At 68.0% G+C, this 21384-nt stretch carries 16 protein-coding genes; 9 read left to right on the forward strand and 7 right to left on the reverse strand.

Annotated features, from left to right (window positions below):
- Nucleotides 1-249: 249 nt before the first annotated feature.
- Genes A8M77_RS07320 through A8M77_RS07355 form a run of 8 tightly spaced genes read left to right on the forward strand, consistent with a single transcriptional unit; the run spans nucleotide 250 to nucleotide 10137 of the window.
- Complete coding sequence (locus A8M77_RS07320; protein ID WP_086920894.1) at nucleotides 250-972, forward strand: sugar transferase; 723 nt, start codon at nucleotides 250-252, stop codon at nucleotides 970-972.
- A complete protein-coding gene (locus A8M77_RS07325) occupies nucleotides 969-2408 on the forward strand; it encodes a mannose-1-phosphate guanylyltransferase/mannose-6-phosphate isomerase (RefSeq protein WP_086920895.1) in 1440 nt (479 codons plus the stop codon). Before A8M77_RS07320 ends, A8M77_RS07325 begins: the two co-directional genes overlap by 4 nt.
- A 59-nt stretch (nucleotides 2409-2467) precedes the next feature.
- Nucleotides 2468-3436, forward strand: a complete 969-nt coding sequence (gene fcl, locus A8M77_RS07330; protein ID WP_086920896.1) for a GDP-L-fucose synthase — start codon at nucleotides 2468-2470, stop codon at nucleotides 3434-3436.
- A gap of 18 nt (nucleotides 3437-3454) precedes the next feature.
- Nucleotides 3455-4429 carry a hypothetical protein gene (locus tag A8M77_RS07335; protein ID WP_086920897.1) on the forward strand — a complete coding sequence of 325 codons (975 nt, stop codon included), beginning with the start codon at nucleotides 3455-3457 and terminating at the stop codon, nucleotides 4427-4429.
- Between the two features lie 55 nt (nucleotides 4430-4484).
- Nucleotides 4485-5834 (forward strand): hypothetical protein, encoded by a 1350-nt coding sequence (locus A8M77_RS07340; protein WP_086920898.1) that lies wholly within the window; start codon nucleotides 4485-4487, stop codon nucleotides 5832-5834.
- A complete protein-coding gene (locus A8M77_RS07345; protein WP_086920899.1) occupies nucleotides 5831-6994 on the forward strand; it encodes a glycosyltransferase in 1164 nt (387 codons plus the stop codon). Before A8M77_RS07340 ends, A8M77_RS07345 begins: the two co-directional genes overlap by 4 nt.
- A 13-nt stretch (nucleotides 6995-7007) precedes the next feature.
- Complete coding sequence (locus A8M77_RS07350) at nucleotides 7008-8255, forward strand: glycosyltransferase WbuB (protein ID WP_086920900.1); 1248 nt, start codon at nucleotides 7008-7010, stop codon at nucleotides 8253-8255.
- 58 nt (nucleotides 8256-8313) lie between these two features.
- The gene (locus tag A8M77_RS07355) at nucleotides 8314-10137 is read left to right on the forward strand and encodes an AAA family ATPase (RefSeq protein ID WP_086920901.1); all 1824 of its coding nucleotides are present in this window, start codon (nucleotides 8314-8316) and stop codon (nucleotides 10135-10137) included.
- A gap of 121 nt (nucleotides 10138-10258) precedes the next feature.
- Here A8M77_RS07355 and A8M77_RS07360 read toward each other — a convergent pair whose 3' ends face one another.
- From A8M77_RS07360 to hemC, 7 genes are all read right to left on the reverse strand, one after another.
- Nucleotides 10259-12508: a polysaccharide biosynthesis tyrosine autokinase gene (locus A8M77_RS07360; protein WP_086920902.1), complete on the reverse strand. Its 2250-nt coding sequence runs from the start codon at nucleotides 12506-12508 to the stop codon at nucleotides 10259-10261.
- On the reverse strand, nucleotides 12508-12945 hold the full coding sequence (locus tag A8M77_RS07365; RefSeq protein WP_086921043.1) for a low molecular weight protein-tyrosine-phosphatase: 438 nt from the start codon (nucleotides 12943-12945) through the stop codon (nucleotides 12508-12510). Before A8M77_RS07365 ends, A8M77_RS07360 begins: the two co-directional genes overlap by 1 nt.
- 5 nt (nucleotides 12946-12950) lie before the next feature.
- Nucleotides 12951-14111 (reverse strand): polysaccharide biosynthesis/export family protein, encoded by a 1161-nt coding sequence (locus A8M77_RS07370; RefSeq protein ID WP_086920903.1) that lies wholly within the window; start codon nucleotides 14109-14111, stop codon nucleotides 12951-12953.
- A gap of 223 nt (nucleotides 14112-14334) precedes the next feature.
- On the reverse strand, nucleotides 14335-15618 hold the full coding sequence (locus A8M77_RS07375) for a heme biosynthesis protein HemY (RefSeq protein ID WP_086920904.1): 1284 nt from the start codon (nucleotides 15616-15618) through the stop codon (nucleotides 14335-14337).
- A 19-nt stretch (nucleotides 15619-15637) separates the two neighbouring features.
- On the reverse strand, nucleotides 15638-16714 hold the full coding sequence (locus A8M77_RS07380) for a uroporphyrinogen-III C-methyltransferase (protein ID WP_086920905.1): 1077 nt from the start codon (nucleotides 16712-16714) through the stop codon (nucleotides 15638-15640).
- Nucleotides 16711-17484 carry a uroporphyrinogen-III synthase gene (locus A8M77_RS07385; RefSeq protein WP_086921044.1) on the reverse strand — a complete coding sequence of 258 codons (774 nt, stop codon included), beginning with the start codon at nucleotides 17482-17484 and terminating at the stop codon, nucleotides 16711-16713. Before A8M77_RS07385 ends, A8M77_RS07380 begins: the two co-directional genes overlap by 4 nt.
- 1 nt (nucleotide 17485) lies before the next feature.
- Entirely contained in the window at nucleotides 17486-18391 is a 906-nt protein-coding gene (gene hemC, locus A8M77_RS07390) for a hydroxymethylbilane synthase (RefSeq protein WP_086920906.1), read from the reverse strand.
- 96 nt (nucleotides 18392-18487) lie between these two features.
- Between hemC and ppc the strand changes: the two genes are divergently transcribed.
- The gene (ppc, locus tag A8M77_RS07395) at nucleotides 18488-21325 is read left to right on the forward strand and encodes a phosphoenolpyruvate carboxylase (protein WP_086920907.1); all 2838 of its coding nucleotides are present in this window, start codon (nucleotides 18488-18490) and stop codon (nucleotides 21323-21325) included.
- Nucleotides 21326-21384: the final 59 nt, after the last annotated feature.

The following is a 21384-nucleotide window of genomic DNA, read 5'->3' on the forward strand; positions in this document are numbered from 1 at the left end:
GTCAATGGACGTTAACATGTTGTCATACAAAAGAACTACACTCTCACTGAGGATGCCGCGTCATGACGAGGTGTCAGCGAGGCCTCTCTACAGAGGACAGAGCTTACACCGTTTGGCTTGCGATGTACGTCTTTTGTTCACAAGACAAATTGCTCGACTTGTGTTCAAATTCTTGCCAATAGTAGTAAAGCGTTACACTGCCACGCGATGAGCCTTGAGGCAGCACACCCGTCACCGGGGGAGTATTAAATGTTTCGTTCCGACTCAACCGCCCATGGCAACGTGGTTCGACGCTTCACCCCCGGGAGCGGTGGCTCCTCCGCGTCCCCCACGTTCGCGCAACCGCGCAAGCTCAGCATCGTGGAGCGAGCCACCAAGCGCACCATCGACATCGTGGGCGCGCTGACCTTCTTCATTCTCTTCGGCCCGCTCTACCTGCTCGTTGCGCTCGGCGTGGGCATCAGCATGGGGCGTCCGGTCCATTTCTGGCAGCACCGTCTCGGTGAGAGCGGACAGCGCTTCCGCTTCTACAAGTTCCGCTCGATGGTGCGCAACTCCGACGTCGTGCTCGACGAGTTCCTCAGCCGCAACGACATGGCGCGCACCGAATGGGACACCTTCCAGAAGCTCGAGAAGGACCCGCGCATCACGCCGATCGGCCAGTTCATCCGCAAGCTCAGCCTCGACGAGCTGCCGCAGTTCTGGAACGTGCTCAAGGGCGACATGAGCCTGGTCGGCCCGCGCCCCTGCATGGAGCGTCAGCGCAGCCTCTACGGCAAGGGCTGGGAACACTACTGCGCGATGCGCCCCGGCATCACCGGCCTGTGGCAGGTCAGCGGCCGCAACCGTCTGTCCTATGCCCGGCGCGTCGAGCTCGACGTGGAATACGTCAGCAACTGGTCCCTTTGGCTGGACATCAAGATCCTGCTGAAGACGGTGCGCGCCGTGGTCACCGGTGAAGGTTCACGGTGAGCAGCACGATCCGTCCCATCGTCCTGTGCGGCGGCAGCGGCACGCGGCTGTGGCCGCTGTCGCGCAAGACGCTGCCCAAACAGTTCGTCCCGCTGATCAACAACAAGAACCTGCTGGTGCTGACGCTGGAGCGCCTGCGTCACCTGAACACCCAGGTGACTTGCGTCGCGGCGGAAGAACACCGCTTCCTGGTGCAGGAGAGCATCGAAGCGGCCGATGTCAGCGGCACGCAGCTGCTCGAGCCGGTGGCGCGCAACACGGCCGCGGCCATGGCTGCGATCGCCTTGCTCGCCGAGCCCGACCAGTTGCTGCTGTTTGCCCCGGCCGATCACCACATTCCCGACGCCGAGCGCTTCGTCGCGACGATCCGCAAGGGCGTGCCGGCCGCACTGGCCGGCCATCTCGTTACCTTCGGCGTGGAGCCGACCTTCCCGAGCACCGCCTACGGCTACATCCGTCAAGGCGCGGCGCTGGATTCCACGCTCGGTGAGGAGGCCGGCCACATGGTGGCGGCCTTCGTCGAGAAGCCCGCCGCAGCGCATGCAGAGCAGTTGCTGCTGTCCGGTGGCCATCTGTGGAACGCCGGGATCCTGCTGGTCCAGGCCCGCGTGCTGATCACGGCACTGCAGGAGTATGCGCCAGACATCCTGCAGAGCTGCCGCCAAGCCACCGCCGCCGTCGAGACCGATGGCGACTTCCTCCGAATGGATGCCACGGCCTTCAGCCGCTGCCGAAGCCAGAGCATCGACTACGCGGTGCTCGAGAAATGCGAAAAGGTCGCCGTCGTCCCCTTCCAGGGCCGCTGGAGCGACGTGGGCAGCTGGAATGCGGTCGCCGAGCTGCACGGTGCGGACGACCACGGCAACCGGATCAGCGGCCAGGGCTTCGCCATGGGCGCGACCAACACCTTCGTCTACGCGCCCAACCGGCCTGTCGTGGCGCTGGGCACCAAGGACCTGCTGGTGGTGGACACGCCGGACGCGCTGCTGGTCGCACACGCAGACTGCGCCGAGCAGGTCAAGGACGTCGTGGCGCTGCTGACGACGCAGGGCCACAGCCAGGCCACGCGCCATCGCCGCATCCCGCGCCCCTGGGGCGCCTACGACAGCGTGGACGACGGCGAGCGCTTCGCGGTCAAGCGACTGACGGTGAAGCCCGGCGCGCACCTCGCGCTGCGCATGCACCACCATCGCGCCGAGCACTGGGTGGTCGTCAAGGGCACGGCACGGGTGCTGTGCGACGGCCAGACCTGCCTGGTGCGCGAGGACGAGTCCATCTACATCCCCATGGGTGCGACCTACCGGCTCGAGAACGCCGGCAAGACGGTGCTCGAGGTGATCGAAGTGCAGACCGGCAGCTACCTCGGCGAGGACGACATCGTCCGCTTCGAGGACACACCGCCCGAGTTGCCGAACAAAGACAGAAAACTGGCCTGAGCGGTCCCGCCGCGGGGCATCCGGGTTAACCTCCCATCTGGCGTCGAGGTCCGCATCCAATGAACCAGCTCAACAAACGCATCTTCGTGGCGGGTCACCGCGGCATGGTCGGCGGCGCGATCGTGCGCTGCCTGAATGCGCAGGGCTACCACAACATCGTCACGCGCACGCATGCCGAGCTGGACCTGACGGACCAGGCCGGGGTCCGCGCCTTCTTCGCCGAGGAGAAGCCGCAGGAGGTGTACGTGGCCGCGGCCAAGGTGGGCGGCATCCATGCCAACAACACCTACCCCGCCGAGTTCATCTACTCGAACCTGATGGTCGAAGCCAACGTGATCCACGAAGCCTGGCGCACCGGCGTCGCCAAGTTGCTGTTCCTGGGCTCGAGCTGCATCTACCCGCGGCTCGCCGCCCAGCCCATGGCCGAGGACGCACTGCTCACCGGCAAGCTGGAGCCGACCAACGAGCCCTACGCGATCGCCAAGATCGCCGGCATCAAGCTCTGCGAGAGCTACAACCGGCAGTACGGCTGCGACTTCCGCAGCGTGATGCCGACCAACCTCTACGGCCCGGGCGACAACTACCACCCCGAGAACAGCCACGTGCTGCCCGCCATGATCCGACGCTTTCACGAGGCCAAGCTGTCCGATGCGCCTTCGGTGGTGATCTGGGGCACCGGTTCGCCCAAGCGCGAGTTCCTCTACGTCGACGACATGGCCCGCGCCTGCGTGCACGTGATGGACCTGTCGCGAGAGGCCTATGCGGCCCATACCGACGTCGCGGTCAGCCACATCAACGTCGGCACTGGCGAGGACCTGTCGATCGCCGAGCTCGCCAGCCTCGTGAGCGAGGTGGTGGGCTACCAGGGCGAGATCCGCTACGACACCAGCAAGCCCGACGGCGCGCCGCGCAAGCTGCTCGACGTTTCGCGCATGCGCGCGCTCGGCTGGCGGCCGCAGACCGGCCTGCGCGAAGGCGTCGAACGCGCCTACGAGGATTTCCGCAGCGAAGAGCTCGTGGCTTCCTGAGGAGCCGCGCGCAAGCCCATGACTGCCACTGCGTTCTCCCTCATTCCGCCCGGCACGGGGGGTGTGCGAGACTATGCGTCCGCCGTGGGCCATCCGCTCCACGCGCCGCTGATGGAGTTGAAACACGATACCGACACCGCCTCGCTCTCCGGCGAATTCGTGCTGCTGCACTTCAGCGGCTACGGCTTCCAGAAGCGCGGCGTTCCCCTCTGGCTGGTGCGGCGCATCCGCAGTCTGCGCTCGCAGTTCAGGGCAGTCGGCGTGGTCTTCCACGAGCTTTTCGCCTCCGGCCCGGTATGGGGCTCGGCCTTCTGGCTCAGCGGAGTGCAGCAGCGCATCGCGCGCGAACTGCTGCTGCAGTCGGACTTCTGGCTCACCAACCGCGAGGACTCGGCAAACTGGCTGCTGTCGCAGTCGAAGGCCGCGCCGCATCGCGTGCTGCCCGTGTTCTCGAACGTCGGCGAGCTCGACGCGATCGAGACCGAGCGCCAGCGCCGGGTCGTCGTGTTCGGCAGCGCCGGCATCCGGGCCCAGGTCTACGAGTGGGCTGACGGCGAGATCTTCCGCAGCGCCAAGCGCAACGGTCTGGCGATCCATGACATCGGCCCCGCGATGCCCGAAGGCACGCTGGCGGAGCGCATGGTGCACGAAGGCGTGGTGGCACACGGCAAGTTGCCCGCCGAGCAGGTGAGCGCGGCGCTGGCCGAAGCGGACTACGGCGCCCTCGCCTATCCGCCCGACTACGTGTCGAAGAGCAGCATCTTCGCGGCCTACTGCGCGCACGGCGTGTGCCCCGTTCTCCTGGCCAAGGACTACGGTCAGCACGACGGCCTGACGGCCAACGTGCACTACCTGCGCGGCTTCGGCGCGCTCGACGCAGAAAGCGTCGATGCGCGCACAATCGGCCGCGAGGCCCACCGCTGGTACGAGCCACACCGCGTCGACGCCCACGTGGCGGCGTTGCGCGACCTGGCGAGCGGGGTGCGCCGATGAGCCGCCGGGCCGCTCCCAAGGCGAGGACCGCAGCGCGCAGCGCGGAGGTTATCTTGTGAGCGCCATCGCATCCACCGCCATTCCGAAGACGGTGAGCCGACCCGCCACGCTGAGCCGCGCGGGCAAGCTTTTCCTCGCCGTCTTCCTGATCATCGTGTTCGAAGGCGCGGTGCGTAAATGGGTGTCGTCCGCCTCCACGCTGCCGCTGATCGGGCTGCGCGACCTGCTGGCGCTCGTCCTGGTGTTCTATGCCTGGCGCCATGGGCATTTGCGGCGGCACAAGAAGATCACCGCCGTCATGCTCGCCTGGACCTGCCTGGTCACCGGTTGGGGGTTGCTGCAGCTGGTGGGCGGGGAGAGCACGCCGATCGTGTTCGTGATCGGCCTGCGCTTCTGGCTGCTCTACATCTGGTTCGCGGTGGCCGCGGCCGCGTCGATGAACGAGGCGGACTACCGCGCGGCGATCATGGCCGCCGCCCTCGTGATGCTGCTCCTGGCGCCACTCGCGATCGTGCAGCACTATTCGCCGCCGGGCGCAAAGATCAACACGCAGCTCGACGGCGACGAGGACACCGTGTTCGTCGCCGTGGTGGGCGTGGTCCGCACCACCGGCACCTTCAGTTTCACCTCGGGCTACGCGACCTACCTGACCATGGTGGCGCCGCTGGTGTTCGGCATCCTGGGCGCGCGCAAGCGCACCAAGATCCAGTGGCTGTTCGGGCTCGCCGTGTTCGGCGCCTTCGCCGCCGGCGCTCTGGTGAGCGGCTCCAGAACCGCAGCGATCACTTCGGCCGGGCTGCTGGCAGCCTTCCTCTTCGGCCGCCTGCTCTTCTCGAAGGCGCGCAACAAGATGGGCGCCGCCGCTGCCGTCGTGGTGATCGGCCTGCTGACCGCCATCTTCGCCTACGTGTTCCGCGACGCGATCGGCGTCACGCAGACGCGTTTCGAGCAGGCCTCGGCCGCGGAGAACTTCGGCGAACGGGTGCTGACCGTGCTGTTCGGCGAGCCCTGGGTGCTCGACCTCATCTCCTGGCTGGGCTATGGCGTGGGCTTCGGCTCCAACCTCGCCACCTACGTGCGCACCGGCTCGGCCGACGTCTTCGCGCTTGCCGAGGCCGAGGGCGGCCGCATCCTGATGGAGGGCGGGCTGCTCGGCTTCGCCTACATCGCGCTCAAGTACGTGGTGCTGGCGCTGGGCGTGACCCGCAGCCTGAAGATCTCGATCGGCACCAACTCCCCCTATCCCCTGCTGGTGTGGCTGACGACCGCGCTGGCGGTGGTCAGCTGGCCTGCGCTGGGGCAGTTGACCGCCAACGCCCTGCTCGGGCTCATGCTCGCCTACGCTCTCCTGCTGTTCCGGTTCCCGAGGCTCGAGATCTTCCCGCCGCGCGCCTCGCGATCGTGAGACTGCTTCACCTGGTCCCCTCCGTCGATCCCCAGGGCGGAGGCGTCATCGAGGGAGTGCGGCGCGTCCAGGAGGCGCTGGCCGCCCAGGGACACACCGGCGACCTCGTCAGCCTGGATGATCCCCAGCACCCCTGCGTCGCCGCCCATCCGGGACCGGTGGTTGCGACCGGCCCGTCCTCCGTCGGCAGCTACATGTACAACGAGCGCCTGCTGCCCTGGCTGAAGGCGCATGCCGGCGGCTACGACGCCGTCATCGTCAACGGCCTCTGGCAGTACATCGGCTTCGCCGCCTGGCGCGCCCTGCATGCTTCGCGCACGCCCTACTTCGTCTACAGCCACGGCATGCTGGACCCGTGGTTCAAGCGCCGCTACCCCCTCAAGCACCTGAAGAAGTGGCTCTACTGGCCCTGGGGCGAATACCGCGTGCTGCGCGACGCCGCCGCGGTGGTCTTCACCTGCGAGGAGGAGCGCCTGCTTGCCCGGCAATCGTTCTGGCTCTACCGCGCCCGCGAGGTGGTGGGCTCCTACGGAACCAGCGCGCCGCCGGACGAAGGGCCGCGCCAGGCGGAGGTGTTCTTCTCCGCCCTTCCTGCGCTGCGGAACAAGCGCGTGCTGCTCTTCCTCGGCCGCATCCACGAAAAGAAGGGCTGCGACCTGCTGATCGAGGCCTTCGCCCGCGTGGCGGCCCAGGCGCCCGACGTGCACCTGGTGATGGCCGGCCCCGGCGACGAGGGCCTGACGCGCCAGCTTCAATCCCGCGCCCAGAGCCTGGGCCTGGCCGATCGCATCAGCTGGCCGGGCATGCTGTCTGGCGACCTCAAGTGGGGCGCCTTCCATGCGTGCGAGGTCTTCTGTCTGCCCTCCCACCAGGAAAACTTCGGCATCGCCGTGGTGGAGGCGATGGCCTGCGGCCGCCCGGTGCTGATCAGCGACAAGGTCAACATCTGGCGCGAGATCGCCGAGGACCAGGCCGGCTTCGTCGAGCCCGACACGCTCGAAGGCACCACGGCGCTGCTCCAGCGCTGGCTGGCCGCGACGCCAGAAGCCCTCGATGCCATGCGCGGGGCCGCGAAGCGCTCCTTCGCGCAGCGCTTCCGCATGGAGCAGGTGGCCTCGAAGCTCGTGGACATCATCCGCACCCACGCCCCGCCCCACTGAGGCCTGCCGACACATGAAACTCCTCGTCTACGGCATCAATTTCGCGCCGGAGCTCACCGGCATCGGCAAGTACACGGGGGAGATGGTCGCCTGGCTCGCCGCCCGCGGGCACGAGGTGCGCGTGGTGACGGCGCCGCCCTACTACCCCGACTGGAAGGTCTGGCCCGGCTACCACGCAGGACGCTACGTCCAGCACGAATGGCAGGGCGCCCAGGTGGTGCGCACGCCGCTGTGGGTGCCTCGCAAGGTGACCGGCACCAAGCGGCTGCTGCACCTGGCGAGCTTCGCGCTCTCCAGCATCCCGGCCCTGCTGGCCCAATGGCACTGGAAGCCCGACGTGGTGTGGGTGACGGAGCCGCCGCTGTTCTGCACGCCCGGCGCGCTGGCCTTCGCGCGCCTGCGCTCGGCCAAGGCCTGGCTGCACATCCAGGACTACGAGGTGGATGCCGCCTTCGAGCTGGGCCTGCTCAAGGGCACCCGCACGCGTGCCTTCGTCGCAGCGGCAGAGCGCTGGCTGATGGCCCGCTTCGACCGCGTCTCCACGATCTCCCAGCGCATGCTCGAGCGCGCCCGGAGCAAGGGTACCGAGGACGCGCGGCTGGTCTCCTTGCCCAACTGGGCCGACGTCTCCGCCATCCAGCCGCTGCAGGGCCCGAGCCCGTACCGCGCCGAGCTCGGCATTCGTCCCGATGCGGTGGTGGCGCTCTATTCCGGCAACATGGGCGCCAAGCAGGGCCTGGAGCTGCTGGCCGAGATGGCCCTGATGCTGCGCGACCAGCCGGACCTGCAATTCGTGTTCTGCGGAAACGGCGCCGGTCGCGCCGACCTCATGAAGCGCTGCGAGGGGTTGCCCAACGTCCGCTTCCTCGACCTGCAGCCCGTCGAGCGCCTGGGCGACTTCCTGGGCCTGGCCGACATCCACCTGCTGCCCCAGCGCGCCGACGCGGCAGACCTGGTCATGCCCTCCAAGCTGACCGGCATGCTCAGCAGCGGCCGGCCGGTGGTGGCCGGCGCGCGCCCGGAGACCGAGCTCGGCAAGGTAACGGCCGAATGCGGCATCGCCGTGCCGCCGGACGATACCCGCGCCTTCGCGGACGCCGTGCTGGCGCTGGCCTCCCAGCCCGAGCGCCGGCGCGCGCTAGGCGTGCAGGCGCGCGCGGTGGCCGAGGCGCGCTTCGACCGCGACGCGGTGCTGGCCCAGTTCGAGCGCGACCTGCTGGCCTGCGTGGCCCGCGCCGAACCGGCGCTCAGCCGGCGCTGAAGCCATTCACGTTCGCCTTTTCGCGGACCGGCGTGCGTCGGCGGTTAAGCTTCTGGCCATGCGTCTGCTGCACTACCTCGAGATCCAGAACTTCAAGCGCTTCGGCCAGCGCCAGCGGATCGTGCTGGACCATCCAGCCGTGCTCATAGGACCCAACAACTGCGGCAAGACCAGTGCCATTCAGGCGCTGGCGCTGTGGTCGCAGGCGGTGCAGACCTGGTACGACGCCCGCAAGACTTCGTCCGCCAAGGAGCGCACGGCCACCTCGATGAACCGGCTGAATATCGTGTCGGTACCTGTGCAACGCACGCGCTTCTTCTGGCATAACACGCAGGTCCGAACAGGTAACAAGGACATCGCCTTAGTCATCACGGTGGGGCTCGAATTCAAGGGCGCAGTGCGGCCTCTGCCCATGCGATTCCGTAATCAAGGCGACGAATTGATCTATTGCACGCCGGACACGGCGGAGGCAATGGCCGATCTGGAGTTGATTGCGCATGCAGCCGCCCTGAATGTGGAGTTGCTCTACCCGATGTCCGGGTTGGACACGGAGGAGCCAATTCTCCAGCCCGGGCGAGTCGACGTACTGCTGGGAGAAGGGCGTACCGCCAACGTACTGCGCAATCTCTGCTTGGCTGTTGTCAAATCGTCCCAGGAAGATTGGATGCGGGTCGTGGGTTTGATGAAACGCCTGTTCAACGTCGAGCTCGAGGCGCCACAGGAAACCGCACGCGGCACCATTGCCTTGCAGTATCGACAGCCTGGCGCAAAGGAAGCACTGGAAATCTCTTCGGCTGGCCGTGGATTTCTGCAGATGCTGCTGGTGTTCGCCTACCTTTACTCGCACAAGGGAAGCGTCTTGCTGGTGGACGAACCCGATGCTCATCTGGAAATCCTGCGCCAAAAGCAGGTGTACGTGCTGCTGCGCGACATCGCATCCGAAAACGGCTCACAGGTGGTGTTGGTGACGCACTCCGAAGTCATCCTCGACGAGGCGCTGGACAACAACCTGACGCTGCTTCTGGACGGCCAGGCTGACGACCTAGCTGGCCGAAAGGCCATCCGCAACAGTCTCAAGCATTTTGGCGCGGACCACTATGTCAAGGCCCGTGAACGTGGCTACGTGTTGTACGTGGAGGGAGGCACGGACATCGACATGCTTCGCGCGCTTGCAGAGCGGTTGAATCATCCAGTCGCTCAAACGTGGGATGAGCGAATCAATTCCTTCTACGTGCAGAACAACTACCCAAGCCAAGGCACCAATGCCGAATTGGAGCGGGTAGAAGGCGGCTTCGGAATCACGCCTCGCGAACACTTCAATGGCTTGCGCAACCTGCTGCCAAAGCTGAAAGGCTTAGGTATCTTGGACAACGATGGGCGGGATCGCAGCGGGAGCGATGATGGTGCGCTGACCATCAGTTATTGGAAGCGCTACGAAGCAGAGAACTACTTCGTGACGCCGAGTCTTTTGCGCGACTATGCCCGAATCCAGTACGCGGACATGGATCTATTCGGTGGGCATCAAGCGGAAATCGACGAAGTGCTGGATTCGCTGGTTCTGGAACAAGCCTTCGATGGAGCCACGGCCGACTTCGACACGTGGCGCAAGCTGCCGGAGGATGCGGCCCAATTGGTGTGGGTGAGCAAGACCGAACGGCGCAAGCTCAGTATTTTTGCCGAGGAGTTTTTCCGGCGCCTGGCACAACGACTCGGCGGTCCAATGCTGCTGAAAAAAGGCGAGTTGCATCGACTCGTCGCCCATTGCTCAGTCGCCTCCATGACACCGGAGGTTGGCGAGAAGCTGGACATGTTGGCGGCGCTCTTCTCCCGCGCTGTGCCGCCTGAAGCTGTTGAAGAGGAAGACAAATCGCCGACACAATAAGGCACGGCACCGCCTGGCTTGTCCTCAAGTCACGTGCCACGGCGTCAGTGAACGGAACCAACAAAAAAAGCCGGGTCGCCCCGGCTTTTTTTTCTTGCTTTTGTTCGTATCGACGTCGAGATCACTGCTCTTCCGGCAGGATGCTCTCGTAGTTGTAGCTGGTGTAGCGGTAGCGCCCGTACTTGTACGGCGAGAAGCTGCGGCGGCCCAGATCCATCGCGTTCAGCAGCACGCCGGTTGCGGCCTTGCCGCCCATCGCGAGCCGGCGCGTGCTTTCGCGCAGCTCACCCATGGTGGACTGATCGGCCCGCGCCACCAGCAGCACCGTGCCGGCATGGGCCGCCACCGTGGACGTGTCGGCTGCCACCAGCACCGGCGGCGTGTCGATGACGACCAGGTCGTACTGTTCGGACAGGCGCTCCAGCGTGGTCTTGAACGAATCCGACACCAGCAGTTCCGCCGGGTTCGGCGGCAGTTGCCCGGTGGCCAGGAAGTCGAGGTTGGGCACCACCTGGCGGTGCACCGTCTGCTGCACCGTCAAGCTGCCCGCGATCAGCTCCGACAGGCCGCCATGCCGCTGCAGGCCGAAGTATTGGTGCGTGTGGCCGCGCCGCAGGTCGGCGTCGATCAGCAGCGTGCGCTTGCCGGCAGCCGCCATCAGCGCAGCGAAGTTGGCCGTCACGAAGCTCTTGCCGACGCCCGGCGTGGGGCCGCTGATCAACACGCGGTTGTTGGGCGATTCCAGCATCGCGAACTGCATCGCCGTGCGCAGGCTGCGCAGGCTCTCCACGGCCGGGTCGTCCGGGTTCTCGATGGCCAGCAGGCGCACGCCGGTCGCGCCGCTCAGGCGCCGCTTGGCGATCGCGGCCTGCGAGGGGCTCAGTGGAATGCTGGAGAACACCGGCAGGCCGGTGTCGGCCTCCACTTCGTGCGGATCGCGCAGGCGCTGCTCGACGAAGGAGTTGCGGATGAAGGCCGCGACGATGCCGAGGAACAGGCCCAGCGCGAGCGCCGCGGCAATGATGACCTTCCTGTTCGGCTTCACCGGCGTGGTGGGCACGACCGCCTCGTCGAGCACCCGCACGTTGCCCACCTTGCCCTCTTTCACCAGGCGCAACTGCAGCGAGTTGTTCAGCAGTGATTGGTAGAGCTCGGTGTTGACCTTGACGTCGCGCTCCATGCGCACCGCTTCCTGCTGGATCGCCGGCAGGCCCTTGATGCGCTCCTGGATGGCGCCCATGTCGGACTTCAGCGCGGCGATCTGGTTGTCGAGCGTCTGCACCGCCGGGTGCGCCGAGGTGAAGCGCGCCTCCAGCTCGCGCCGGCGTTGCTGGGCATCCAGCAGTTTGGTCTGGCGATCGACCGACTGCCCCAGGATCAGCGCGGCTTCCTCGCCGAAGGCCACGGTGCCCTTCTGGTTGCGGTAGCGGTTGTAGACCTCTTCCGAGGCCTCCAGCTGCTTCTTGAAGAGCGGCAGCTGCACGTCGAGGAAGGCCAGGGTCTTCTGTGCCTCGGCCGCCTTGCGCTCGATGTTCTGCAGGACGTACTGCTCACCCACGGCATTGAGCACGCGCGTGAGCTTGAAGGGGTCGGTGTCCTGCAGCGAGACGTTGATGATCCCGGAGTTCTTGCCCCGCTCGGTCAGGACCAGGCTGGACTGAAGGCCGACGGTGGTCGGCAGCTTGGCGTAGCGATAGAGGTTGAACAGGGCGCCCGGCTTGCCCGCCAGCTGGTCGATCTTCAGCGTGATCGGGCCCTCGGGCGTGTCGGCCTTCAGCACCGTGCCTACCGTGCCGGTGAGCTGCTGCATGCCGGGAAAGTCCAGCGTGTACTGGTTGTCGGCCTTCGCGGTCACGGTGAACAGGCCGCCCTCCATCCGCGTGGGCACTTCGAACTGCGACACCGCAATGCGCTCGGTGCCCGACACGTAGCCGTCCAACCAGAGGAAGCCCGGATCCGACAGTCCGTTGGCGCGCCGGGCCAGCCAGCCGCCGATGTAAGGCACGTAGCGCGGACCGGAGACGATGTACAGCTTGGTCGCTTCCACCGCCTGGCCGGCGATCATGCGCGAGCGGATGATCTCGATCTCGGCCGTCGCCGGCGTCTTCACGTCCACCAGGCCGCCGGCCTCGCTGAGGATGCCCTTGCCGCCGGTCTCGGTGTCCTCGACCTGGACCACCATGTTCGATTCGTAGACCGGACGCTCCAGGAAGGCGTAGGTCGCGCCGATCAGGAAGACCACCAGCGCGATCGCCAGGATCAGCCACTTGTTCGAGAGCAGGACGTCGATGTAACGCCCGATGTCGAGGTCTTCCTCGTCCGCCGCGCTCGTCGTGGAGGGGGTTGTTTTGGGAAGGATTGTGGAAGTCATCAACTGGATACTCTAGAAATGCGTTGGGCCCACTGGCTCGCACCACCCTCGATGAGCGCGAGCGAGCGCTCGAAGACGCTGCGCTCCTCGCGGTAGGGATCGGGCACGTCCGCGTCGCTGAATTCACAGAGGCGGAACACCTTGCCGGCGGCGAAGAGGTACCGGTCCTGGACCGCGCGGCGCTGCTCGCGGTCCATCACCAGGATCAGGTCGGCGCGCTGGCACAGATCGCGGTCCAGCTGCTGCGCCCGGTGCTGGTCGATGCGGATCCCGCGCGCCCGCAGCAATTCGCAGGCCGTCGGGTCGGCCGGCTGGCCCACCAGCGCTTGCAGCCCGGCCGAAGCCACCTGCACGCCCGGCAGCGCGGCCGACATCAGGCCCTGTGCCATCGGGCTGCGGCAGATGTTGCCGATGCACACGACAAGGACATTGCGAATGGCCACTATCTGCCGCTCCCGGTGCTGCGCGAACCCAGGTCGCGGTAAATGGTCGCGGTCGTGGCAGTGGGAAGGATCAGGCTGAGCACGCGGTTCCACTGCACCAGCGGCACCGGGTCAACGTAGACCACGTCCTTCGGCCGGAGGTCGAAGCCGTTCGCCATCGCGATCGCCGTCGGCGTGCGGGCGTCCAGATGGAAGATCGACAGGCCGTTGCGCTCGCTGCGGATCACGTAGATCTGCCGCGGATTGGCGGTGCCGAGGTTGACGCCGCCGACCTCGGTCAGCGCGTCGTTCAGGCTGAGCCGGCCGTTGCGCATCAGCACGCCCGTCTGCACGTTCACTTCGCCCATCACCGTGACCTTGGCCTCGTCGCGGTTGCGAACCATCACCAGGTCGCCGGATTTCAGCGGAATGCGGGTCGGATCGATCCCGGCCTCCGCCATGCTCATCAGGTCGAGCATATGGGTCTTGCCGTCACGCGTGAGCATCACGGCGGAGCGGTCCCCGGTGGGCGCGAAGCCGCCGGCACGGTTGATCGCCTCGGCCAGCGTCATCGGGATGTCGGTGAAGACCTGCAGGCCCGGCGCCCGGACGTCGCCTTCGATGTAGGCGCGCTTGCTGCGGAAGGCCACGACGCGGACGCTGAGCTGCGGATCCTTGAACACCCGCGCGAGGCGCCGCACCAGGGTGGTCTCCAGTTCCTGGATCGTCATGCCGTCGACCTTGAGCTGGCCGACATAGGGGAAGCTCAGGTGCCCCGTGTTCGACACGATGAAACCCGGCGCCGGCGAGACGCTCGCCGGGTCTGCCACCGTGGTGGCGGGGATGCCGCTGAACACGATCTCGGGATGGTCGTAGACCACAATGCCCACCACATCGCCTGGACCGATCTGATAGACCGGCGCTTCGCCCACCAGCGCACGCACTTCGGGCGACACGTTGTTGCCGACGGCGGCGCGCTGCTTGCGGATCAGCTCGGGCGTGATCTCGGTGATGGCACCTGGCGGCGGCGCGTCGGCCTCCGACGTGGAGAAACCGGAGGGCGACACCGTGATGTCGGCATCGTTGCTCGCCGAACGAAAGCCCGGCGCCAGCGGGGCACATGCTTGTAACAGCAGCCCCACCGAAGCGAGCAAAGTGGCATGTAATAGAAAACGTTTCAAACCCGACTCCGCGTCAATACCCTGAATGAATACTTTTGCAAACAGTTACGACTGTACATCACCTGAAGCCCTGGGCCAAATTCTTTCTTGGCCTAGAGCGTTGGGCAGAGTAAACGGGTGTGGCGTCATCCAGGGTAAGCATGCTCCTACACGCCGCAGGCCGCACGCCTGCGGCATGATCAGCTATCAAAAAGATAGCATCCACCAACCGGACTAGGACTCTTCAGGGGTTTTCGGTCTGCGCGGCGCGCTTCCAGGCCGCCGAGGCCTGATCCGCGTCGTCGCGGGCTTCCGCCAGCTGCGCCAGGGCCTGCCAGGCACGGCGGTGGAGGGCGGGGTCTTGTAACGCCAACCCCGCATGCGTGAGAAGTTGTTGCGCTTTGCCCCAGAGCTGGCGCTTCATGCATGCCATGCCGGCGAGGTACTGGAGGTTGGCGTCGCGCGGGTTGTTGCGCTGCGCCGATTCGATTCGCGCCAGCCAGTCGGCATCGACCGAATCGAGCCCCGCCTCGAGGGCCCGGACCAGCTTCACCCGCAGCGATTCGCCCAGGCTGCGCGGCTGCTCGATCATCCGCTCCCAGACGGGCAGCAGCCAGGCACGCGCCAGCGCCAGGTCGCCGCGCAGCGCCACCATGCGCTGCGCCGCGTGGATGGCGACCTCGGGCATCTCACGCTCGACCGTCTCGAGCTCGTCCCAGGCCCGCAGCAGCTGGGCCGGGTCATGCGCGCCCGAGACCAGTTCGGTGGCCAGGCCGCGCACGATGCTCTGCGCGGCAGCATCGGAAAAAGCGCGGTGCTTGGCCAGGAGCCGGGCCGTCTCCAGGGCCTCCAGCGTGCGCCGGTCCTGGCGCGCCGCCTTGAGCCGCAATCGCAGCGCCAGCGTGCGCCGCTGCGCGCCCTGCGGCAGCTCTTCCAGCCGCGCCAGCGCGGCCGGCGCGTCGCGGTCATCGAGCGCCCAGCGGGCGGCCCGCAGTTGAACGCCCTCGCGCGTCTCGGGGCTGGCGAGCACGGGCCGCTCCGCACTCTCGCCGAGCGCCTGCTGCAGGTGCGCGTCGCGGGCCGGACGGTCCTGCAGGGACTGGGCGCTCTCCGCGGCCAGCAGGTGCGCCAGCACGCGGATCTGCTGGGCCTGCGGCAGTTGCGCATCGAGCGCGGCCAGGGCCCGCTCCTGCGCCAGCGCTGCCAGCGCCGCCTTCCGGGAGCGCGAGAAGCGCCCGGCCAGCAGTTGGGCCACCGCGTCGAGCAGGGCGGCGTGCACGGAGCGCTCCTTCTGCTGCAGGCGCCACTGGCGCGCCTGCCTGGGCAGCGAAAACAGGGCCGACAGCGCGCGCAAGGCCACGTGCAGCAGGACGAAGGCCGCCAGCAGGATCAGCAGCGTGAGGTTGAGCGAGAGATCGACCCGCCAGGGCGGCCAGAAGACGGTGATCGTGCCCTGGTTGTTGCCGGCGAACAGCGCCACCGCCGCCGCAATGGCGAACAGAGCCAGGAACCAGAGTGCCGCGCGCATGCCGCTGCCGTTCCTCTGCCTATCGCCCCGCCGCCGCCGTGGTGAGCGCGGCCAGCGTCTCCTCGATGCGCGGCGGCTCGCTGGTCTTGATCTGCGCCTGCAGCTGCTGCAGCAGGGTGGCCGCGGCCTGGACGCGACGCGAGGCCGGGTCGAAATAGCGGTTGAGCGAGGCCGAGACGGTGGCCAGCTCGTTGCGGGTGGTATCCACCTGCCTCGACAGCAGGGCCAGGCGCGCATTGAGCAGCTGCAGCTTCAGGTTCTCGCGCAGGAAGAAGGTCTGGTCGGGCGACAGCAGCACGGCCTCGGGGCGGTCGATGCGGCCCACGCGCAGCAGCGAGCGCGCCTCGTTGCGCACCATCAGCAACGCGCGCTCCCACCAGGGCGCGTCCACCGGGACCGGCTCCGCCTGCCACGGGTTGAGGCCGGCTCCGCGGGTGGCGACGGCATTGAGCGGTGGCAGGTCGTCCACCATGCGCACCAGGTCGTCGAGCTTCTGCAGGGCTTCGCCGGTATCGGCGCTGGTGCCCGCACGCAGGCGGTCGGCGTCGCGCTGCAAGGCCCTCTGCAGGGGTGCGAGCCGCGGCTGGGCGGCCCGGGAGACGCGCAGCTCGCCAGCCTTGAGCGCGGCCAGCAGCGGCTGCACGTTGCCGGTGACCTGCGCCTGCTGGAGCGCCAGGCGCACCGCGGCCTCGATGTCGACCACCAGGTTCTCGTCGCGCGAGCGCGAGAGGCTCTGCATCAGCTCCTCGAGTTGGGAGCGCTGCAGGGCCACCTCCGCCACGCGGGTCTCGTTGAGGGCGAGCCGCGCCGCCGTATCGCGCACCGTTTCCTGCGCCTGGCGCGCGAGGGTGCGGGCCTCCATCGATTGCGCCATCGCGTCGGCGCTCTGCCGGGCAAGCTGCTCCTGCATGCCATCGACTTTCTGCCAGAGCACCAGCGCGACCAGCAGCGCCAGCAACGCGGCCCCGGCCAGCAGGCCGAGCAGGATCTTGGAGAGCAGGGCCCCCTGGGGTGGCGCCACCTGCAGGGGGGCCGGTACGGGCGGACGCGCCGACGGCTCCTGCACGGTTTCACTCAAGACGGAGGCGTCGCTCATGCGAAGGATTCTATCGACGCGATCAGCGCGTCCGGCTCGGGCGAAGCGACGCGCACCATGCCGAAACCCGCGTCCCGCGCGGCTTCGGCGATGCGGGGATGGGTGGCGATCGCGCGTGCCGCGGCCCAGCGCCGGCCGGGCAGCGCATCGCGCAGATGCGCGATCGCTTCGGAGCTGCTGAACAGCCAGATGGCCTCGCCGCGCACGCCCAGTTCCGCGAGCGCGCGCCGGGGCGCATCCATCGGCGCGGCGAGGCGCCGATAGGCGACCACCGTGTCGCAGACGCCACCAGCCGCAGCAATCTCGTGTGCCAGCCAGGCGCGGCCAGCCGGCTGCCCCGCCGCATCGCCGCCGCGCACGATCAGTACGCGCACACCGGCGTAGACCTGCGTGTGGACCCGCGCCCAGAGCGCCTCGGAATCGAACTGCTCCGCCTCCACGCCAGGCGCGTCGATGCGCGACGCGGCCACGCCGGACTGCTGCAATGCGCGCACGGTGCCGGGGCCGGTGGCCCAGCAGCGCGGCTGCGGGCCGGTCGCCGGGGCATCGGCGCCATCGAAGAAATGCGTCGCGGCCGCGGCGCTCACGAACATCAGGGCGGCATAGCTGCCGGCGTTGCGCCGCGCCGCGTCCAGCGCCGTGTGATCCGTCACCGGCGCGATCTCGATCAGCGGCAAGCCCTGGGCGTCCAATCCGGCATTGCGCAGCAGCTCGATCCATCGCGCCGCCTCGCGCACGGGGCGCGTGACGATCACCCGGGGCGCCGGCATCTCAGTGCGCGCCGGCTGCGCGCAGGAGCCGCGCGGCATGCTCGCCGAGCGCGGCGGCCTGCGCCGGGTCGGCCACCTCGGCCAGCGCGTGCACGCGGACCAGCGCCGCGGCGCCTTCGGGATCGCCCCAGGCCGCATCGATGCGCAGGCTGTCGCCGGGCTGCCAGCGCGCATGGGCCGCCAGCGGCATCGAGCAACTGCCGCCCATGGCCCGGCTCACCGCGCGTTCTGCGGCCGTGGCCAACGCATCGGGACGGCTGGCCAGCGGTGCGAGCAACGCGAGCAGATCGGCTCGATCGGCCCTGACCTCGATGCCCAGCGCGCCCTGCCCCGCTGCAGGCAGCATGGCCTCGGGCTCGAACACGGCGCGGATGCGGTTCTCGAGCCCCAGGCGCTTGAGGCCGGCGGCCGCCAGCACGATGGCGTCGTACTGGCCTTCGTCGAGCTTGCGCAGCCGGGTGTCGAGGTTGCCGCGCAGCGGCTCGATGCGCAGGTCGGGCCGCAGCGCGCGCAGCAGCACCACGCGGCGCAGGCTGGAGGTGCCGACCACCGCGCCCTGCGGCAACGCGTCGAGCGAGTCATGGCGCGAGGAGACCAGCGCGTCGCGCGGGTCCTCGCGCTCCAGCACGCAGGCCAGCGCGAAGCCATCGGGCAGGTCCATCGGCACGTCCTTGAGGGAATGCACCGCGATGTCGGCACGTCCTTCCTCCAGCGCGAGCTCGAGTTCCTTGACGAACAGGCCCTTGCCGCCGACCTTCGACAGCGAGCGGTCCAGGATCTGGTCACCGCGGGTGGTCATTCCCAACAAGCTGGCCGTGTGGCCGGCGTGCCGAAGAAGGGATTGCACGTGCTCGGCCTGCCAGAGTGCCAGGCGGCTTTCGCGCGTGGCGATCACGATGTTGCTCAAGGGCCGTTTCCGTAACGTTGGGGGATCGCAGGAATGCTAGCATTGTTGCAACGCAGCAACGCGGCACCCACCCGGCTCGAACGAGGAGATATTCGAATGAAGAGCAGCCCCGCCACCGCGTCCGCACCCCGGCGCAAGGACAGCGACGAACAACCGCTGATCGACGACATCCGGCTGCTCGGACGCATCCTCGGCGACGTGATCCGGGAACAGGAGGGCGAGGAAGCCTTCGCGCTGGTCGAGAAGATCCGCACCCTGTCGGTCTCCTTCCGCCGCGATGCCGACCATGCGGCCGACCGGGCGCTGAAGAATCTGCTCAAGGGCCTGAGCGCGGCCGAGACCGTGCGCGTGATCCGCGCCTTCACCTACTTCAGCCATCTCGCCAATCTGGCGGAGGACCGCCACCAGATCCGCCGCCGCACCGAGGCCGAGCGCGCCGGCGAAAGCGCGGCGGGCAGCCTGGAGGTGGCGCTGGCGCGCATCCGCAAGGCCGGCATCACGCCGGCGGCGGTGGCGGAATCGCTGGCGCACAGCTACGTGTCGCCGGTGCTGACGGCGCACCCGACCGAGGTGCAGCGCAAGAGCATCCTCGACGCCGAACGTGCCATCGCCCAACTGCTCACCGAGCGCGACGACATCAAGCTGCGCCAGCAGATGTTCGCCGGCGGCAAGGACGCGCTGAGTCCGCAGGCGCTGGCCGACAACGAGAACCGCATGCGCTCGCGCGTGACCCAGCTCTGGCAGACGCGCCTCCTGCGCTTCTCCAAGCTCACCGTGGCCGACGAGATCGAGAACGCGCTGAGCTACTACGAGGCCACCTTCCTGCGCGAGATCCCGCGCGTCTACGCGGACCTCGAGAAGGCCCTGGGCCAGGCCGACATCGCGCCCTTCCTGCGCATGGGCCAGTGGATCGGCGGCGACCGCGACGGCAACCCCAACGTGACGGCCGAAAGCCTCGAATATGCGATGCGCCGCCAGTCCGAGCTCGCGCTGCGCTATTACCTCACCGAGGTGCACTTCCTCGGCGGCGAGCTCTCGCTGTCGGCCACGCTGGTCGACGTGTCGGTGGAGATGCAGGCCCTGGCCGAGCGCTCGCCCGACCACAACGAGCACCGCCAGGACGAGCCCTACCGCCGCGCCCTCACCGGCGTCTATTCGCGCTTGGCGGCCACGCTGCGCGAACTCAGCGGCGGCGAGGCGGCGCGCCATGCAGTGGCGCCGCAGAACCCGTATCACAGCGCCCAGGAATTCCTGGCCGACCTGCGCACCGTCGAGGAATCGCTGCTCGACAAGCACGGCGCGCCGATGGTGGGCCAGCGCCTGGCCCCGCTGATCCGCGCGGTGGAGGTGTTCGGCTTCCACCTCGCTACCGTGGACCTGCGCCAGAGCTCCGACAAGCACGAGGCGGTGGTGGCCGAGCTGCTGGCCGCCGCGCGCATCGAGCCCGACTACGCCGCGCTGCCCGAAGAGGCCAAGCAGACCCTGCTGCTGCGCCTGCTCGACGACGCCCGCCCGCTGCGCGTGCCCGACGCTGCCTACTCGCCGCTGGCACAGAGCGAGCTGGCCATCTTCACCGCCGCCCGCACGGCGCGCGCGCGCTACGGTGCGGCGGCGATCCGCCACTACATCATCAGCCACACCGAGACGGTCAGCGACCTGCTCGAAGCCCTGCTGTTGCAGAAGGAAGTGGGCCTGCTGCGCGGCACCCTGGACGACAACGCCACCGCCGACCTGATCGTGGTGCCGCTCTTCGAGACCATCGAGGATTTGCGTAACGCCGCGCCCATCGTGCGCACCTTCTACGGCCTGCCCGGCATCCAGGCGCTGGTGCAACGCTCGGGCGGCGAGCAGGACGTCATGCTGGGCTACAGCGACAGCAACAAGGACGGCGGAATCTTCACCAGCAACTGGGAGCTGTACCGCGCAGGCACCGCGCTGGTGGCGCTGTTCGACGAACTCAACAAGAAGGAGAAGACGTCCATTCGGCTGCGCATGTTCCACGGCCGCGGCGGCACGGTCGGGCGCGGCGGCGGCCCGAGCTACCAGGCCATCCTGGCGCAGCCGCCCGGCACGGTGCGCGGCCAGATCCGCCTGACCGAGCAGGGCGAGGTGATCGGCTCCAAGTACGCCAACCGCGAGATCGGCCGGCGCAACCTCGAGACACTGGTCGCGGCCACGCTGGAGGCCACGCTGTTGCCCTCCGCCAAGGCCGCGCCGGCCGCCTTTCTCAGCGCCGCGGACGAACTGTCGGCCGCGAGCATGGCAACCTACCGGGCGCTGGTCTACGAGACGCCCGGCTTCAGCGACTATTTCTTCAGCGCCACGCCGATCCGCGAGATCGCCGAGCTCAACATCGGCTCGCGCCCCTCCTCGCGCAACCCCAACCGCAGCATCGAAGACCTGCGCGCCGTGCCCTGGAGCTTCAGCTGGGGCCAGTGCCGGCTCACGCTGCCGGGCTGGTACGGCTTCGGCTCGGCCATCGAGCGGTTCCTGGCCGCCGCCGGCAGCGCGGCCGCACGCAAGGAGCGCCAGGCCCTGCTGCAGCGCATGTACGCCCAGTGGCCCTTTTTCAGCACCCTGCTGTCGAACATGGACATGGTGCTGGCCAAGAGCGACCTGGCGCTGGCCTCGCGCTATGCCGAGCTGGTGGAAGACCGCAAGCTGCGGCAGAAGGTGTTCGCGATGATCGACGCCGAGTGGCACCGCACCTCCGACGCGCTCACGCTGATCACCGGCGCCAGGCAGCGGCTCGAGGGCAACGTCGAGATGCAGCGCTCGATCCGCCACCGCTTCCCCTACATCGACCCGCTGCACCACCTGCAGGTCGAGCTGATGCGCCGCTGGCGCGGCGGCCAGCAGGACGACGAGCGGGTGCAGCGCGGCATCCACATGTCGATCAACGGCGTGGCGGCAGGGCTGCGGAATACCGGCTGATCGTGCCGAAAATCCCTGGTCGCCGCACAATCGGCGACTGCATGAGCCTCCACGCTTCT

Origin of the sequence: Variovorax sp. JS1663 (genome assembly GCF_002157355.1) — a bacterium.
In the GTDB taxonomy this organism is placed as follows: domain Bacteria; phylum Pseudomonadota; class Gammaproteobacteria; order Burkholderiales; family Burkholderiaceae_C; genus Variovorax.

Coding starts and splice junctions, on each gene's coding strand:
- A8M77_RS07320 (WP_086920894.1), top strand. CDS start 250: ATGTTTCGTTCCGACTCAACCGCCCATGGCAACGTGGTTCGACGCTTC.
- fcl (WP_086920896.1), top strand. CDS start 2,468: ATGAACCAGCTCAACAAACGCATCTTCGTGGCGGGTCACCGCGGCATG.
- A8M77_RS07335 (WP_086920897.1), top strand. CDS start 3,455: ATGACTGCCACTGCGTTCTCCCTCATTCCGCCCGGCACGGGGGGTGTG.
- A8M77_RS07350 (WP_086920900.1), top strand. CDS start 7,008: ATGAAACTCCTCGTCTACGGCATCAATTTCGCGCCGGAGCTCACCGGC.
- A8M77_RS07355 (WP_086920901.1), top strand. CDS start 8,314: ATGCGTCTGCTGCACTACCTCGAGATCCAGAACTTCAAGCGCTTCGGC.
- A8M77_RS07360 (WP_086920902.1), bottom strand. CDS start 12,508: ATGACTTCCACAATCCTTCCCAAAACAACCCCCTCCACGACGAGCGCG.
- A8M77_RS07375 (WP_086920904.1), bottom strand. CDS start 15,618: ATGCGCGCGGCACTCTGGTTCCTGGCTCTGTTCGCCATTGCGGCGGCG.
- A8M77_RS07380 (WP_086920905.1), bottom strand. CDS start 16,714: ATGAGCGACGCCTCCGTCTTGAGTGAAACCGTGCAGGAGCCGTCGGCG.
- A8M77_RS07385 (WP_086921044.1), bottom strand. CDS start 17,484: ATGCCGGCGCCCCGGGTGATCGTCACGCGCCCCGTGCGCGAGGCGGCG.
- ppc (WP_086920907.1), top strand. CDS start 18,488: ATGAAGAGCAGCCCCGCCACCGCGTCCGCACCCCGGCGCAAGGACAGC.